The following is a 17,792-nucleotide window of genomic DNA, read 5'->3' as shown; positions in this document are numbered from 1 at the left end:
TTAACATTATAGTTTACTATTTACTGTTGTTTTATACATTCAACAGGACATACATCAGCGCAATCTCCGCAATCGTTACATTTACTAGCTTCGATAACTGCTTTACCATCGTCCATTTCTGAAATTGCTTCAACAGCACATACAGGAACACATGCTCCACATGCAATACATTCGTCAGCGTTTACAGCGTATACCATAATATCACCAATAATTTAGCTTATTATTTTTATATTTATTAGTTATTTAGATAATAATATATGTTGTATTATATTAAATACTATTTTACTATAAAAAAATAGTGATTTAATTTAACTTATGGCTTATGAGGTTTTTATTCACTATTTTTTATAATTTTTCATAGTTTTATAATTTTAAATATATATTGTTCGGTGAAGTTAGTTTTAATTTAAAGTACATTCGTCTTTAAAAGCCCATTTTAGTAGTGGAGGAGTTATTAATATTGAAACTGTGATAAATATTAGCGTAGCTGCGATAAATTTTGGAACATTACCTGCTGAAATAATACCTGCATTAACTGCAACCATTAAGTTTATGAGGGCTATTTCTGCACGAGGAATTGAGCCAATACCCATCTGTAATGACTTTTTTGTAGTCCAGCCCATAAGTTTGGCGCCTAATCCTCTACCTACAACTTTACTTATTACTGCTACCACAGTAAGTATTACTGCTAAGCTTAGAGCATCGTAGTTTCCAAAAACGCCCAAATCCAAACTAGCACCTGTATATACGAAGAATAATGGTATTAAGAAGCTGTAACCAATAGTTTTTACATCGTTCATTACAGCTTTACCTTCGGGAGTTTTTGAAAGAATCAAGCCTGCTAAGAAGGAGCCTTCAATGGCTGCTTCAAACCAATTTTCTGCAAGGAATGAAAATATAAACAATAATGCCAATATAAATGAAAGAATCCCTCTTTGGACATGCAATTTTTCGGCAAATGATATATATTTGCCAATAAGTTTCCAGCCTATAAACCCAATAATTACAAATAGCCCTAATTTACCGAATAAAGAAGTTAAGTCGCCCATTCCTACTACAAATATTATCAACATAATCCCTAAAAAGTCGTCCATAATACTTGCACTCAATGAAGCATAACCCACATCTGTTTTTAAAACACCTAAATCCATCATAACACGAACTGTAAGGCCAATACTAGTTGCAGTTAGTATAACTCCCGCAGCGAATGCTTCTTGTGAGGGATAACCCACCGAGACTAATGCAAGATACCCCATGACTAATGGAAATAAAACACCAAAAACTGTGGATACAGTAGCTATTGCACCGGTTTTTTTAACTTCAGCGATGTTAGTATCTAAACCACCTAGAAATAATAGAAATATGATTCCTAATTTTGATAAAAATTCAAATATTTCATTATTATGTAGTGTAAGATGGTTTCCATCAATAAATCCAAAGTATATTAAATTTCCAAGAAACATACCCATTAATATTTCACCCAATACGCCAGGCAATTTTAATTTTTCCATAAAATGGTCGCCTAATTTTCCCGCAATTAGTGAAATGCCCAGGGTTAGTAAAACCCAGCTGTAATCCATTTGAACCACCGATATATATAAAATTTTTTAGTTTTTTATCTTTTTATTTTAAATTTATTTAACAATTCAATCTAATTTAACATTTTAAAGATTTTATACTATAATTTACCATAATCGAATTATACACATATGGGATGTTAATTTATTAAAAATAAAAACGGTACGAATACCAATTAAACTTGCTTTAAACCATGCAACAACATTATAATAATATTAAGGGGGTATATAATTAATCAAGTACTGTTGGACAATTTATTATTCACCACAATTGGTGGAAAACATACATAAATCCATAAATTGTCTAATTAATATCTTTAAACTAATTTCTCCAACTAATTTATTATTGTCATCAACTACGCCAATAATTTGAACTTTATACTGTTCCATTTTAGTTAAAACTTCTAGAACTGTATTATTTTGATTAATGGTTAACGGATTTGGTTGTAATATTTCTTTTACGGTGTTTGCGCCACCAATAATTGATTTTAATATGGACGTTGAGCTTCCCATATAAATCTTATGTTTACTAGGGGGCAATAGAAAATCTATTACATCTAGGTATCTAATAAGACCCTCTAAATTGTTATCATTTTTTGTATCAATCACCCAAACGTGATGCCTTGTTCTTAATAACTTTAATACGTCTAAAACGGAATCATTTATACAAACTATAGGCATTTCGTCTTTATTAGGCATTATATCTTTAATTTTTAGGTGATGATATTTTTCTAAAGCAGTGTCGATTTCCACAATATCACCTTTGTAAAATAACATCTACTACACTATATGTCGTAGTAATTAATATATTTTTAGATTAATTATTTTGATATATTGGGGTAGTTAAATCCACTAAATATTCGATATAATTAATTTTTTATATTTGGATATATATTGATAAATTAGAATAGTTAAAATAATTATAATTAACTTTGAAATTTAACCTTTAAATGTATATATTAAATTATATAATATAGTACATTATATTTATTTTCTGAAAATATGTTAAAAAATATAATTCATAATTAAATCAAATAAATCATATAATAAAATGTTAAAACAGAAAAATAATAACAGAAATGGTGAAATAATGAGTAAAAAACTTGTTGGTACCGACGTACTTAAAAGAGGATTTGCAAAAATGGTTAAACACGGCGTTGTAATGGATGTTACAAATGTTGAACAAGCAAAAATTGCAGAAGAAGCTGGTGCTACCGCAGTTATGGCATTAGAGAGAGTTCCTGCAGATATAAGGGCACAAGGTGGCGTTGCAAGAATGTCCGACCCTGAAATGATACTCGAAATAATCGATGCAGTTTCAATCCCTGTAATGGCAAAGGCAAGAATCGGTCACGATGTAGAAGCTCAAGTTTTAGAATCTTTAGGCGTTGACATGGTTGACGAAAGCGAAGTTTTAACACCTGCAGACGAAGTAAACCACATCGCTAAAAAGGCTTTCACAGTACCTTTTGTATGCGGTGCAAGAAACTTAGGCGAAGCTCTTAGGAGAATTGATGAAGGAGCTGCTATGATAAGGACAAAAGGAGAAGCAGGAACTGGAAATGTTGTAGAAGCTGTAAAACACATGCGAGCAATGAACGAAGGTATTGCTAGAGTTGTAGGTTACTACGAAATGGGTTTAGATGCTGAATTAGTTCAATTAGCAAGAAACGAATTGAAAGTACCTATCGACTTAGTTTACGAAGTTGCAAAATTAAAAAGATTACCTGTAGTTAACTTTGCAGCAGGGGGAATTGCCACACCTGCAGACGCAGCTTTAATGATGCAAATGGGCTGTGATGGTGTATTTGTTGGTTCAGGTATCTTTAAATCTGGAGACCCTGAAAAAAGAGCAAAAGCTATTGTGGAAGCTACATACAACTACGATAAGCCACAATTAATCGCAGACGTAAGTAAAAACTTAGGCGAGCCTATGGTGGGTATCAATATTGAAGAAATACCTGAAGAGCAACTTTTAGCAAAAAGGGGTAATTAATTAAATTTTTTAATTAGTCTCTTTTTTGATTTTTTTATAATTTATTTTTTAAAACATAATTAAGCTAATAAAGTAATGAATATTATAATTGTCACAAAATGCAATCATAACAATTAGTAAGTCATAATTAATTAAAAGTCATGTTATATCGTTGTTTATAATAATATCTAAATATATATAAATTTAATTTTATAAATGATGGAAACATTTATATAGTATAATGGTGTTAGTCATTGTGCAAGTAAAATAAAAGATTGCCTCAGTGGCTCAGCCTGGTAGAGCGCCTGACTTGTAATCAGGTGGTCGGGGGTTCGAATCCCCCCTGGGGCTTGAGTTCTTAGGCAATAGACTTAAGACTTTTACTTGGGCCTGTGGGGTAGCCTGGTCATCCTTTGGGATTTGGGATCCTGAAACCCCAGTTCGAATCTGGGCAGGCCCACCATTTAATTTAATACATACGAATACTGTTAGCAATAGCGTATCAGAAGCATATCCAAGAATTATCCCGCGATAGTTCAGACTGGTAGAACGGCGGACTGTAGATCCGCATGTCGCTGGTTCAAATCCGGCTCGCGGGACTCTTGGGCCCGTAGCTTAGTCTGGTAGAGCGCCTGGCTTTTAACCAGGCGGTCGAGGGTTCGAATCCCTTCGGGCCCGTTTTAGCTGTTGATACGGCGGTCATAGCGGAGGTGTCCCATCCGATCCCATTCCGATCTCGGAAATTAAGCCCTCCAGCGATTTCTTAAGTACTGCCATATGGTGGGAACAAGATGACGCTGCCGATCACTTTTTTTATTATGCCCTGGTGGTGTAGCTCGGCCTATCATACAGGACTGTCACTCCTGTGACTCGGGTTCAAATCCCGGCCAGGGCGCTTTATATTTAATTTGAAATATAAAATCTGCACTATTTAGAATACAAATGTCATAAGCAATTAATAAGTACTATTCGTTAGACTTGGGCCCGTAGCTTAGTCTGGTAGAGCGCCTGGCTTTTAACCAGGCGGTCGAGGGTTCGAATCCCTTCGGGCCCGTTTTAGCTGTTGATACGGCGGTCATAGCGGAGGTGTCCCATCCGATCCCATTCCGATCTCGGAAATTAAGCCCTCCAGCGATTTCTTAAGTACTGCCATATGGTGGGAACAAGATGACGCTGCCGATCACTTTTTTTATTATGCCCTGGTGGTGTAGCTCGGCCTATCATACAGGACTGTCACTCCTGTGACTCGGGTTCAAATCCCGGCCAGGGCGCTTTCTGTATTTTATGGTCCAAGGACTTATTTTTATAATTTATTTTTATAACTTATTTTTCATTTATAAATTTTATTTGACAATTATTTATTTATGATATGACGTCATTTTTTTATCAAAATTTGTTATTCGGATATCTTTATGTCTATAGAATCCAATATTCTATTATTTTATAATCTATTTTTTTATATTTTAAGATATTTCCGCTTATTACTTAATTTGAAAATCTTTGAATAAGCTTAGTTTTAAATTAAAAATCAAAAAACTATATATATTTTTAAAAATAACTTATTACTATGGAAAAATCAAAAATTATACGGGACCCAATCCACAAAGATATAAAAGTTAAAGAATCTGAAATTTCAATAGTGGACACCGAAAATTTTCAGAGACTTAGGAATATCAAACAAACAGGATTAACATGCTTAGTTTATCCTAGTGCAAACCATACACGATTCGAACATTCTCTTGGTACGATGTACGTGGCAGGAGAAATGGCCAAAAAATTGAATAATCCAAACTTAGATATTAATTTAATTAGAATATTGGGACTTTTACATGATATAGGACATCCTCCATATTCTCACACTTTAGAAGTAAATAATTATGACCACGAATATTATACAAGACAGAAAATAAAAAAGATGAACTTCGAAAATTATCAAAGTAGAGAAGTTCTCGAATCTTATAATTCCAAGGGTCTAATTGGTAAATTAATCCATGGAGAAATGGATTCCGATAGAATGGATTATTTAATAAGGGATAGCTATCATACCGGTGTTGCTTATGGTTCTATAGATATACATCGTATAATAAGCTCAATAACGGATTTTGAAGACTCTAATTCACTAGGAATTTTAGAGAAAGGGGTTTCAGCAATTGAATCTTTACTTATTGCTAGATATCAAATGTACCCCACCGTTTATATGCACCCTGTCTCCCGTATAGCAGAATGTATGTTAAAAAATGCTACTTTGGACATTTTAAAGGAAGGCATTATTAAAAATAAGGATTTATCGATAATGGATGATATCGATTTAGTTTTTACCCTTCGGAAATCTGAAGGTTATGGTAGAGAATTAATGAAGATGTTGGATACTAGGAATTTATTTAAAAATATTGCTACGTTCCCTTATCGGGAATTAAAACCTTTAGAAATTTATAAGTTAATAAACTTGACAGAATCTAATTTGGCAATTCTTGAAGAGTTATTATATGATAAAATGGGATTTAAACTATATTTGGACATACCTAAACCCCCTAAAATTGTTGAAAATAAAGTTCCAGTCTTGATAAATGGTAAAAAACATAGATTGGATGAAGTTTCACCATTGGTTCAAAATCTAAAAGTTGCATATAAAAAATCTTGGAATGTACGTGTTTATGCAGAGCCAAATAAAATTTCAAATGAAAGTATTCAAACTCAAAAATATAATATTAAAAATTCGCCATATGAATTAAAGAATATAATTTACAACCTAATTGACGAATATGAATTAGTCAACGAATTGGAATTATTCGACAATAACTTTATAATAAATATTTTGGCCGAAAATCCTGTTGTAAAAGGTTATTCTACATTTATGGCTTATGCAAAAAATAAAGGTTTAAGTGAGGCTATCCTGTCTTCTGAATTACAAAAACTTTTGTTTTCAGGAATGGTTAAGAAAAGAACTGTACAAATGGGTGGTATTTATAGATATGATTATAAATTAGTCGACGAATCTATTATATCAAGATAATTACAATATAATTAATTGAATACTAGCACTAAAATTATATTATTATAATATATTATATTATATTATATTATTATATTATATTATATTATTATATTATATTATATTATATTATTATATTATTATATTATAGAACTTCTATATATTATTAAATAATTATTTTTATCATTTAGAAGTCTTAAATCAATTAAATCCTTTTTATTAATTATTTTTTTGCCATTTATCCTTTTAAAAATCAAATGTTTGCCATCCTGTTCGTAATCAGCCTTTTTATTTTGCCAAATGTCAAATAATTGATTTCCTAATTCCCCTGACAAATATAATATTATTGAATCGTTTTTATTATATTTTATATTGTCTTTAGAATCCGCAAATAAGTTTAAAATCTGTTCAAACAATTTTTCTGCATTTATTTCTTCACAAGTACACCCAAAGTCCCCACCTATACATATTATTGGATTTTCAAAAGTTTCGATAAAATCTAGCATTGAATTAGATATGGATTTTATATTTAATCCGGGATTGGTATTTTTTAATATATTTTTAGCTATTAATTCCATTCTATTTTTTAATTCAAAAGATTTAATCCTTTTAATAATATCGTCTGAATTCATCATATTTTTACAAATTTCATAGCTTAAAATACTATTTTGAATGTGGTGTAATCCAAAAATTTTTTTATCAAACTCAAAAATATGATTAATTTCATGATTATCATCTTCTGAAGTAATATATTCAAATTTTAAAGGATATTTTGATATAATTTTTAAATTAGGTGTTTTATCATCTATTAAATTTAGATTTAAATTCTTAATATCTGATGATTTAATATCGTTCCTATAAGTTTTAAACAGCTCTTCTAAAATATAGCAATTTTCTACAAATTTTAGGGTATCTAATTTCACTTTTGCAGTTCTTAAATTTTTTGCTATACTATATTCTTCTAAAATATTAGTAATTACTCCAAATTTCGAAGATACAAGACCTAATGATATTTCAAATATGAAATAATCATATTTTGACAATTTTTCGTCTTTTTTTAAGTTATTTAAGTTATTTAAAACTTCTGTAGGTGTTATTGACCCTTTATTACTATTATGTAAATATACATTGTATTTATCTGACAATATATAATTGATTAATTCAGATGTAGATGTTTTACCTTTTACTCCAGTTATGGTAATTATTTTAGATTTAATATCGTTATATTTTTTATTTATAATTTCAGAAACTGCTTCATGGAAAGTTTTAAATTTAACATCTATGGGACAATGTACTGGGGCTATAACTTCCTTAAATTTTGAATAATCAAAATTATTTTTTAAATTAGTTATTATTTTTAAATCTGGATAAAATTCTTTTAATTTATTATATTTTTTATATATTTCTTTATCCTTATTGGAAAATGAGTTTATTCCGTTTAAGGACGATAATTCTTCTAATTTACTAATTTTTCCATAAATATCCCATATTACTATGTTTTTAGAATAATTATAATCTTCATATGACAGATATTCTTCTGCAACGTCCAAAGCACCGTGATTTATATCTACCACGAGTATTTTTTCCATACTTTCCTTTTTTTCAGTTTTATTTAAAATTTTATCGCCCCCATTTTATAAAAGATAACTATCATAAATAGCATAACTAACATTTCATACGGTTAATTAAACATTTTGCTATTATTTCATCAGCATTAACACCTAATTGTCTAAAACCTTTCGTCCCTGGTGCAGTATTTACTTCTACAACGTTATATTCATTATCTCTAGGTAATAAGTCTACTGCCATAATGTCCCCTTTCATTACTTCAGCACACTTTAATGCTAATTCTTCTATTTCTGAATTGATGGTTAGCTCCTGAATCCCTCCACCTTTATATAGATTTGTTATATAATTGTTGCTTATTCGCCTATAGCCACCTATAACTTGACCGTCAACTACTAAAACTCTAATATCTTTGTACAATCCAGTTTTGGGGTCTTTAAAGTCTATATATTCTTGTATTAACTTACTTTCCCACATTGAATTTTTTGACATTTCATTTAATTCCTCGTCATTCTGCGGTTTTTCTACTTTCATACCACATTTTGAGAATGAATTTTTTAAAATTACCGGATATTCCATATTATTTTTATTTATAAATCGTACTGCATCGTCATAATCTCTGATAAGAGCTGTTTTTGGTACTTTTATTCCATTTTTATTTAAAATTTTAATGGTTTTAAATTTATCTGATGAATTATAGATTGTAGATAATGGATTTATGAATTTATAGTCTTCTTCTTCTAAATTTTTTAATACTTGCCAGGAATATAGTGTTAATCTATCAATATAATCTCCAATACCACATCTAGAGTGTATTAAATCCGTTTCTATTTTAAAACTATCATCTACTAATAAGTTGTTTTCTGAAAGTAATAATATTTCACAAGGTTGTCCAAGTCCTTCTACAGCATTTTTTAAGGCATATATTGTTGAACCACCCTCCGCACATACGATTGTTATCATTTTATCCCTTTTAATAATTTTTATTAATATATCGTTCTTCTTTTATTGTATTTTATTAATAAATTGGTTATCATGATTAATGATAAAATATGAACTATATAATCTTTGTTATATTAATTAAAATTTATGTATTATTTTGACATCATATGATAAAATTTTAAAAACAACTATGTAATGTAACTAATATAATAAAATTAAAATGTTAAAAATTTTAAAAAAAGATTATAAATATTATTTATAAATATTATTTTTAATTATATAAATGAATAAATTATTACTACAATTATAAGTAGCCAAATCAATGAACCAATTGAATGTAGTACTTTATCATTTATAACGTAGGATAATCCATTAGCTATATGGTCGGTAATTCTACTATTACCTAGTTCTCGTATTGTATCGGGTAGTGATATCCAGATATGGTATCCATCCAACGGTATTGCAGGTAATAAATTAAATATTGCCAATAATAAATTTAGCATAAATGACCAATATATGATATTTATGAGTAAATTTACGTAACCCGAAGTTATGGCCATTATTCCAATTTTTCCGTCAGAATCTGTCGTTATATTATAATCCAGCAGTTCATCGTTTCTCATAACTACAATATTTGAGCTCGTATTGGGTTTTAATTTACTTGCTTCTTTTTGGAATTCCGCCAATGAATTTATTTTGACGCCATTGATTGAGTATATTGTATCATTATCAAACAATACCCCTTCAGCAGGTCTATCTTCTAATACATTAGATATTATAATATCACTATCCAATGATGTTCCCCAAGGTAATGCAAAGAGAAATAACAAAGCAAGTATTAAATTAGATATAGGTCCTGCAGCGGCTACTGAACCACGCACTCTTTTAGCAGAATTTTGATACTCTTCCGTAAATTCTACAAAAGCACCTAATGGTATCCCTAATGCTAATAATATACCAGTACTTTTTATTTTTTGATTGAATGACCTAGCTACAATACCGTGAGCTAGTTCATGAATTGTAATTCCTAACCCAAGAGCGATAATTCCGGCAATCCATGGTATGGTATTCCCGAATAACATAATTACGGGCGTTGCAGCTTCACGTTCAATACTTCCATTAATTACGCTCAGCGAAGACATTAGGTAATTTACAAATCCGAAAATACTTATTAAAACTGCAAGAGGTATTGATAATGTAGACAACCAACGCCAAAATTTGTATTTTCCCACTTTATCAATAAATTTTAATCCTATCTTGGTTTTTAAAACACCAAATACGAAATACGTTTTTAATTCATAGTTTATTTTTAAGTTGTATTTTTCTTTAAATTTATCTAAAGTTAGTAATAATATCCACAATAGTATGAAGATTATTAAAACCATGTTTTGTGATAAGTCCATTTCTACACCTTATCTAGCTTAAAGTCTAATAATTTATATTTTATACCTATTTTAATAATTTAATATTTTAAATCTTTGTTTATTACCTATATGTACTTTGGTATATTATTCAGTTAATATGTATATAATTATTTGATAAAATTACATTAAAAACTAATAATAGATTAATAAAAAATTAAAAATAAAATTTAAATTAAATGAAGATAGAAATAAAAGGAATATATTAAGTATAATCATAATAAATACTATATAATGTATAATATATACTAAAAATCATACCTATGAACTTTTAATGAATTTTTGAAGTTATTCTAAATTTAAAGAATCAATATAATTCTTAAAGTTAACAAAAGCATTTTTTCGATGTGAAATATCGCTTTTTTCTTCAGGCAACATTTCTGCAAATGTTTTTTCATGATTTTTAGGTATGAATATACTATCATAAGCAAAACCATATCCATTTGACCTTATTTTATAGGATATCTTGCCTTCAACCGTTCCTGCAAATGTTTTAAGTTCTTTGCCATTATAGTATCCAATAACTGTTTTAAAGTATGCGTTTCTTTTCGTACATGTGCCAAGTAATTTTAAAATACCTTCATTTCCAAGAGTCATTTGAACAAATTTAGAGTATGTTCCAGGGAATTCTCGTAATGATTCTATAAATAGTCCACTATCTTCTACAATTATGCCCGAACCATCTTTAGATATCTTTTTATTTAACGTATATTTATCATAAACGTATTTAGCACCATATTCAGCTACTTCTTCAAGATTACCTTGTAATTCAGGATATGGTATCTTCAACTGTTCTATTTCATATTTTGAATTTTTTAGAATTAGTTTAGCTTCGTTAACTTTATTCATGTTTCCTGTAGCAAATAATAATTTCATATTTCCACCATAGTCCTTAAAATATTCCAAATTAATTAAAAAATATTACCAAAATATAATAGTATTACAACGTATTTAAACATTGCATAGTCCTCTCCAAGCGATAATAGATTTAAAAATAAAATATAATAAAATATAATAAAATATAATAAAATATAATAAAATAAAAATTTAAAAATAAAAAAGTAGGGTTGCCCTATATTGGCATTTTAATAATTATTTAATCGTTGTAATTTTTGCGAATTATTCTTAAAGAATTTAATATTGCAAGTATTGTTACACCCACATCTGCAAAAACTGCTTCCCACAATGAAATACTGCCTAAAACACCCAAAGTTATGAATAGTATTTTGATACCTAATGACAGAATTATGTTTTGATATACTATTTTTTTCGTGAATTTTGATATTTTAACGCCTTTTACTATACTAGCTATATCATCATTAATAATTATTACGTCGGATGCTTCCACCGCTACATCACTACCTAGATTACCCATCGATATTCCAACATTTGCTCTTCTAATAACGGGAGCATCGTTAACACCATCGCCTATAAATGCTATTTTATTATTTGAGGACATTTGTTCAATAATATTTAATTTATCTTCAGGTAATAATTCATAATAATATCCATCCATATTTAAACGTTTAGCGACGTTTTTAGCTACTTTTTGAGTGTCACCAGTTAATAATAAATTTTTAAAACCCATACTGGATAATTTAGAAATTGTTTCAGGAGATTCCTCTTTTAACCTATCTTCTAAGCTATAATGACCCATATATTCATCATTTAGCCCTATAAATACATTTGTAATATTATTATTTATTTTTGAGTCATTAATTTCTATATTGTACATATTTAATAGTTTTTCATTACCTATCAAGAAAATATTTTCCTCAGTTTGCTCTGAATTCATATATCTAAATTTTAAAATCATTCCTTTTCCAGAAATTTCTTCAGTAGATTCTACTTTTATTTTTTTACTGAGTAGTTTAATATATATATCATTCGGTAAATTGTCCTGTTTATTTTTATTAAATATGTTATTTTCATAATATTTGCAAATTGCTAGGGCTAAGGGATGATTTGAATTTTTTTCAGCTAAATTTGATAAATAATTTAATTTTAAAATGTCTTGTTCTTTTAAAATTCCATTACTCGAAAATTTTGATACTTCAAATTTACCGTATGTTAAGGTACCTGTTTTATCGTATGCAAAAGTATCTACTTTTGTTAATTCATCCACATAATTTGAACCTTTTACAAGAATCCCTTCTTTTGCAAGTCTTCCAATACTTGAAAAGTAACTCAAAGGAACCGAAAGTACCAAAGCACAAGGGCAGGATATTACAAGAAGTATTAAAGCTTTATTTATCCAAGAGTAGTCCTCATATAATATTATTGGTACTATTGCAATTAATAAGGATAGTCCCACTACGAAAGGAGTATAATACTTTGCAAATGTTGTTATAAATTTTTCAGATTTTGATTTCCTAATATTTGCAATTTCTATTAAATCCCTAATTTTTGAAATCATAGAATGACTATAATCTGTTGTAACCTTTAGTATCAATGGTTTTGCTAGATTTATTGAGCCCGAATATATTGTATCATCGATAGAAACCTTCTTAGGGAAGCTTTCACCAGTTATTGCGGATGTATCTATATTTGAATTGCCTTTTACAACTACCCCATCGAGTGGTACCTTTTCACCAACTTTTACAAGGATTGTATCTCCAACGTTTACTATATCGGGATTTACTTTTTTAGGTTCTCCATCAACAAGTAAATTGGCATAATTAACTTTTAAAGAAACAAGTGAGTTAATAGATTTTTTTGAGTTATTTAGGGCTTTTTCTTGAAGATATTCGCCAATGGTATATAATATCATTACTGCAACCCCTTCAGGGTATTCTCCAATAAAAAATGCACCTAAAGACGCGATAGTCATAAGGAAATTTTCATCAAATACGTTGCCATGTGTAATATTTTTTATAGTTTTCGAAATTACAAATCTACCCGCTATTAAGTACAATATAAAAAATCCAATAATGGCCATAATGTTTGTTAAATATCCCGAATAGTATGTAAATATTAGTATTAAAAATAATGCACTCATTAAACTTAATTCTATTATTTTTCTTTTGTCGTTATCTTCAGTTTCAACTTCATTATTGTTAATGTTACTTTCATCTATTTTTATTAATTTTACTCCTTTTTCTACCGAATTTATAATTTTTTGGACTTTTTCGGTATCAATTTCTTCATCAAATACGTATAAATCGAAAGTTGTTAAATTCATAGTGGCTGAGGGGTATAATTCCTTTATTTTTGTTTCTATTTTTGACGCACAGGCAGAACATTTTAATCCTTTTAAGTGATATTTTAATACCATGGTTTCATCTCAAGGTTTTATTTTTAGTTATTGTCGTTTATTTTTGATTCTATTTTATTTTCTTTTTTTATTTTTTTATTTTTAATAATTTTTTCAAGTATTTCACATATTTTTGAGTCTTTTATCGAATAATATACAAATTTTCCATCTTTTCTGCTTTTTATTAAATTTTTATCTCTTAATATACGTAATTGATGAGATAATGCAGATTTGGTGCATTTTAAGACTGATGATAATTCACAAGGGCAGTATTCCCCTTTTTTTAAGATAAATAGTATTTTTAGACGATTAGGTTCACTTAAAGCCGTGAAATAATTCGCCATTTCCGAAATTTCTTCATTATCGGGCAATGATTCAATAGCTTTTTGAATATGTACTTGATTTTCAGGATGTTCCTGACACATTTCAACTTCTAATTCTCCAAAGTCCTTTATTTCATCATTTCTCTTTGTTTCTACTTTTTTTTCATATTTTAACATGATTAACACCTTATTTTAATAATTATAATGTATTATGTAATAGAAAATTTAGTTATTAGCATCCGTATAATTATACAGTTGAACAATTGTTCAATTGTTATATTATTTGAATTACTAATATATAAATTATATTATTTGATAGTGTAAATTAACTTTAATTAAATTTTTTAACTGTACTTAAAAATAGTCCTAAAAATTTATCTCGACATCAACACCAAATTTCATACTTGGAATATACCATGTCAATTGGCTAACCCTAAATGTCGAGACCAGTTTACTAACTTTTGCTGTATTATGGTCACTGCAAGCCAACGCAAACTCTCATAACTCGCCCAAAAGTTGGTTTATACGATAATATTGCTTCAAATTCGAACCCTCTATCATTGCGAGGTCATCCATAGGCTCCATGTAGGTCGGTTTATTGAAGCTATATATTACATAATATAAACTGTTATATATAGCTATTATATTATCAACGTATTTTTTGAAAATATATTTGGTCAAAGCAATTGAATTTAAAATGATATCACTTAAATTATATTTAGAATTATGATTATAACCAAATATTGATTAAATTTACTAAAATTAAATATATATAATAAAAATAGATATATATTCAATATTACTTTAAATCGGTGAAATTATGATATATGTAGTAGGACATAAGAATCCAGATACAGATAGCGTCTGTTCAGCAATAGCACTTGCTTATTTCTTAGATGGAATGGCAGCAAAACAAGGGAGTATAAATCCAGAAACTGAGTTTATATTAAAAAGATTTGGATTGATGGAACCCGAAACAATAACCTCTGCAAAAGGAAAACAGATATATTTGGTAGACCATGCTGAAAGGTCACAATCACTTGATGATTTAGAAGATGGTAAATTATTAGGTATTATAGACCACCACAAAGTGGGAATTTCTACATCTGAACCTATAATCTACGTTTCAAAGCCTATTGGTTCAACAGCATCTGTAATATCTGAATTATACTTTAGAAATAGTTTAGACTATATTGGTGCTAAAAATAAAGAATTGAAACCGGATATTGCAGGTATCTTATTGTCAGCAATTTTATCTGATACATTATTGTTTAAATCACCTACAACAACTGAATTGGATAAAGAATTAGCCACTAAACTTGCAGAAATTGCTAATATAAAAGACATGTATGATTACGGTATTGAAATGTTAAAGGCAAAATCTACCGTTGGTAGTATGGCACCATCTGAAATTTTAGATATCGACTACAAAGAATTTAGCTTAAATGGTAAAAAGGTTGGTGTAGGGCAAGCCGAGGTTATCGATGCATCAGAAGTTGAATCTAAAAAAGATGAAATCTATAAATTACTTCAAGAAAGAGTTAATTCTGATAATTATGATTTAATATTATTCTTGATTACCGACATAATGAAAGAAGGCAGTGAAGTATTAGTATGTGGTAATAAAGAAGCATTTGAAGCGTCATTCAATGTAAAAGTACCAGAAAATAGTGTATTTATTGAAGGCTTAATGTCTAGGAAAAAACAAGTTATTCCACCTTTAGAAAAATACTATAATATGTAATTTATGATACCTTATTAACACATATTGTATACAAATATTTACTATTCAATATTTACTATTCAATATTTATTTTTTAATTTTAATTATCTATTTTTAAGCCATTTTACATCAAATTTGTTCAATTTCAGTTTAAATTAAACAGAAAGGTATAAAAAACATTAATAAATATATTAAAATGTTTGATTATGAAAGTAATATAAATACTTAATATCAAGCGCCTTTTATTATTTGCCCGTATAATTATAAGGCAATTATATAGATAGTTTCTTTAAAAAATGTTATGATTATTACCTTTTTTTCAAGTGAAAATCAAGCAGGTCTATTTGTATAATTTATAAGCATATTTTTAATTTAATACCTTATTAAAAAAGATATTTTTATAAAAGGTAATCTACAAAATATCCATATATGTAGATATGTATTAATTGGTGTATTTTATGAAAAACTTAGAAATTATATTAGTTTTCGTGATATATTTGATAGTAATGCTAGGAATCGGTGTTTACTATTATAAGAAAAACGAAAATTTAAGCGATTATATATTGGGGGGTAGAACGCTTAACAGCTGGGTAGCTGCTTTAAGTTCTCAGGCTTCCGATATGAGTGGGTGGCTCTTAATGGGTTTACCTGGTTTTGCATACCTGGCAGGTATGGAAGCAATATGGATTGCACTAGGTCTTGCAATCGGTACTTATCTAAATTGGAAGTTTGTTGCTCGTAAACTTAGGCGATATACTGAAGTTGCAAACGATTCTATAACATTACCCGTATACTTTGAAAATAGATTTAGAGATAATTCTAAAGTACTTAGGCTTATTTCTGCAGCCTTTATCTTAATTTTCTTTATGATATATACCTCTTCAGGTCTTGTAGCAGGGGGAAAATTGTTTGGAACAGTTTTTGGTTTAGATTATACCATGGCTTTAACAATTGGAGCATTTGTAATTATTTCATACACCTTTTTAGGTGGATTCTTAGCAGTTTGTTGGACCGACTTTTTGCAAGGTTTAATTATGGTATTGGCAATTGTAACTGTACCATTAGCTGCAACAATGAATATTGGAGGTCCTGATGCAGTAATGGCAGGATTTAATCAAATAAGTCCTGATTTTGTAAATCCATTTACTGATTTAATGGGACAACCTTTGGCCTTATTTGCTATAGTATCTTCATTAGCTTGGGGTTTGGGCTACTTTGGACAACCCCACATCCTGGTTAGATTCATGGCAATTAGCTCGGAGGATAAAATACCAAAAGCAAGACGTATTGCTATTTCATGGGTAGTTATAAGTCTTGCAATGGCAGTATTGGTTGGTATGATTGGTGCTGTGGCTTTACAAGGACAACCTTTATCTGACCCTGAAAGTGTATTCATGGTTTTGATTGATGGATTATTCCCAAGTTTAGTGGGTGGTGTGCTTTTAGCTGCAATCTTAGCTGCAATCATGAGTACTGTAGATTCACAGATGTTGGTAACCGCTTCAGCACTTACTGAGGATATGTATTCACTCGTAAGAAAAGAAGCATCAGAAAAAGAGTTATTATGGGTTAGTAGACTTTCTGTAATTTTAGTTGCAGTACTGGCTTATGTAATGGCTTTAGATGTAAATAATAAAGTATTAGATTTAGTTTCGTATGCTTGGGCAGGATTTGGAGCTACATTTGGTCCTTTGGTATTATTCTCCTTATTCTGGAAGAAAACAACAAAAGGTGGAGCAATTGCAGGTATGCTTGCAGGTGGCTTAACTGTAATACTTTGGAAAAATAGTAGTATGTTTGGTTTATCCGGGGGAATATTTGACCTTTACGAGATAGTGCCTGCATTTATTATGGCATCTGTATTCATCGTATTGGTTAGCTTGTTAGAGAAGCCATCTAAAGATATGTTGGAAGAATATGAAAGAGTTACAAATAATTAACTAATTAAATATTTACTAAATATCTTTTTTATTTTTATTTTTATTTTCAATAAATTAATATACTAATATCGTTAAGTATA

General features: G+C 29.1%; 13 protein-coding genes, 7 tRNA genes and 2 rRNA genes. 13 read left to right on the top strand and 9 right to left on the bottom strand.

The features are described 5' to 3' along the window. Nucleotides 1-20: 20 nt before the first annotated feature. The 3 genes from M2325_RS06790 to M2325_RS06780 form a co-directional block, all read right to left on the bottom strand. The gene (locus tag M2325_RS06790) at nucleotides 21-197 is read right to left on the bottom strand and encodes a ferredoxin family protein (RefSeq protein WP_209591357.1); all 177 of its coding nucleotides are present in this window, start codon (nucleotides 195-197) and stop codon (nucleotides 21-23) included. Nucleotides 198-401: 204 nt separating this feature from the next. Further along, nucleotides 402-1,580: a cation:proton antiporter gene (locus tag M2325_RS06785; protein WP_209591356.1), complete on the bottom strand. Its 1,179-nt coding sequence runs from the start codon at nucleotides 1,578-1,580 to the stop codon at nucleotides 402-404. A 255-nt stretch (nucleotides 1,581-1,835) separates the two neighbouring features. Then, nucleotides 1,836-2,333 carry a CBS domain-containing protein gene (locus M2325_RS06780; RefSeq protein ID WP_259052342.1) on the bottom strand — a complete coding sequence of 166 codons (498 nt, stop codon included), beginning with the start codon at nucleotides 2,331-2,333 and terminating at the stop codon, nucleotides 1,836-1,838. Nucleotides 2,334-2,667: 334 nt separating this feature from the next. On the opposite strand from M2325_RS06780, the gene pdxS reads away from it, so the two are divergent. From pdxS to M2325_RS06725, 11 genes are all read left to right on the top strand, one after another. Continuing rightward, nucleotides 2,668-3,573 (top strand): pyridoxal 5'-phosphate synthase lyase subunit PdxS, encoded by a 906-nt coding sequence (gene pdxS / locus M2325_RS06775; protein ID WP_209591355.1) that lies wholly within the window; start codon nucleotides 2,668-2,670, stop codon nucleotides 3,571-3,573. A 256-nt stretch (nucleotides 3,574-3,829) separates the two neighbouring features. After that, nucleotides 3,830-3,903, top strand: a tRNA-Thr gene (locus M2325_RS06770). Nucleotides 3,904-3,938: 35 nt separating this feature from the next. Then, nucleotides 3,939-4,015 (top strand) — tRNA-Pro (locus tag M2325_RS06765). A 62-nt stretch (nucleotides 4,016-4,077) separates the two neighbouring features. After that, a tRNA-Tyr gene (locus M2325_RS06760) sits at nucleotides 4,078-4,151 on the top strand. 5 nt (nucleotides 4,152-4,156) lie between these two features. Continuing rightward, nucleotides 4,157-4,230 (top strand) — tRNA-Lys (locus M2325_RS06755). Between the two features lie 13 nt (nucleotides 4,231-4,243). Next, nucleotides 4,244-4,358, top strand: a 5S ribosomal RNA gene (rrf, locus tag M2325_RS06750). A 14-nt stretch (nucleotides 4,359-4,372) separates the two neighbouring features. Next, nucleotides 4,373-4,447: transfer RNA gene (locus tag M2325_RS06745), tRNA-Asp, on the top strand. 85 nt (nucleotides 4,448-4,532) lie between these two features. Then, nucleotides 4,533-4,606: transfer RNA gene (locus M2325_RS06740), tRNA-Lys, on the top strand. A 13-nt stretch (nucleotides 4,607-4,619) separates the two neighbouring features. Further along, nucleotides 4,620-4,734 (top strand): 5S ribosomal RNA (gene rrf / locus M2325_RS06735). Nucleotides 4,735-4,748: 14 nt separating this feature from the next. Beyond that, nucleotides 4,749-4,823 (top strand) — tRNA-Asp (locus M2325_RS06730). Between the two features lie 296 nt (nucleotides 4,824-5,119). Next, nucleotides 5,120-6,565, top strand: coding sequence for an HD domain-containing protein (locus M2325_RS06725; RefSeq protein WP_259052292.1), 1,446 nt, complete (start codon nucleotides 5,120-5,122; stop codon nucleotides 6,563-6,565). 119 nt (nucleotides 6,566-6,684) lie between these two features. Here the strand turns inward: M2325_RS06725 and cfbE are convergent, their stop codons facing one another. The 6 genes from cfbE to M2325_RS06695 all read right to left on the bottom strand — a co-directional run bounded on the left by cfbE (nucleotide 6,685) and on the right by M2325_RS06695 (nucleotide 14,226). Beyond that, on the bottom strand, nucleotides 6,685-8,133 hold the full coding sequence (gene cfbE, locus M2325_RS06720) for a coenzyme F430 synthase (RefSeq protein WP_209631820.1): 1,449 nt from the start codon (nucleotides 8,131-8,133) through the stop codon (nucleotides 6,685-6,687). Nucleotides 8,134-8,209: 76 nt separating this feature from the next. Then, the gene (gene cofF / locus M2325_RS06715; RefSeq protein ID WP_259052289.1) at nucleotides 8,210-9,073 is read right to left on the bottom strand and encodes a coenzyme gamma-F420-2:alpha-L-glutamate ligase; all 864 of its coding nucleotides are present in this window, start codon (nucleotides 9,071-9,073) and stop codon (nucleotides 8,210-8,212) included. Nucleotides 9,074-9,327: 254 nt separating this feature from the next. After that, entirely contained in the window at nucleotides 9,328-10,455 is a 1,128-nt protein-coding gene (locus M2325_RS06710) for a site-2 protease family protein (RefSeq protein ID WP_259052285.1), read from the bottom strand. A 306-nt stretch (nucleotides 10,456-10,761) separates the two neighbouring features. Continuing rightward, nucleotides 10,762-11,349: an XTP/dITP diphosphatase gene (locus tag M2325_RS06705; protein ID WP_259052281.1), complete on the bottom strand. Its 588-nt coding sequence runs from the start codon at nucleotides 11,347-11,349 to the stop codon at nucleotides 10,762-10,764. 220 nt (nucleotides 11,350-11,569) lie between these two features. Further along, nucleotides 11,570-13,747: a heavy metal translocating P-type ATPase gene (locus tag M2325_RS06700; RefSeq protein WP_209591349.1), complete on the bottom strand. Its 2,178-nt coding sequence runs from the start codon at nucleotides 13,745-13,747 to the stop codon at nucleotides 11,570-11,572. Between the two features lie 23 nt (nucleotides 13,748-13,770). Then, entirely contained in the window at nucleotides 13,771-14,226 is a 456-nt protein-coding gene (locus M2325_RS06695; protein ID WP_259052275.1) for an ArsR/SmtB family transcription factor, read from the bottom strand. A gap of 643 nt (nucleotides 14,227-14,869) precedes the next feature. Here M2325_RS06695 and M2325_RS06690 point away from each other — a divergent pair. Beyond that, nucleotides 14,870-15,793, top strand: a complete 924-nt coding sequence (locus M2325_RS06690; RefSeq protein WP_209591348.1) for a manganese-dependent inorganic pyrophosphatase — start codon at nucleotides 14,870-14,872, stop codon at nucleotides 15,791-15,793. 437 nt (nucleotides 15,794-16,230) lie between these two features. Further along, entirely contained in the window at nucleotides 16,231-17,712 is a 1,482-nt protein-coding gene (putP, locus tag M2325_RS06685) for a sodium/proline symporter PutP (protein ID WP_209631822.1), read from the top strand. The last annotated feature ends 80 nt before the right edge of the window (nucleotides 17,713-17,792 follow it).

This window comes from Methanococcus voltae PS (genome assembly GCF_024807035.1).
Taxonomy (GTDB): Archaea; AGJL01; Methanococci; order Methanococcales; family Methanococcaceae; genus Methanococcus; species Methanococcus voltae.
The sequence above is the reverse complement of the archived record's forward strand: the minus strand, read 5'-3'. Positions and strand labels throughout refer to the sequence as shown.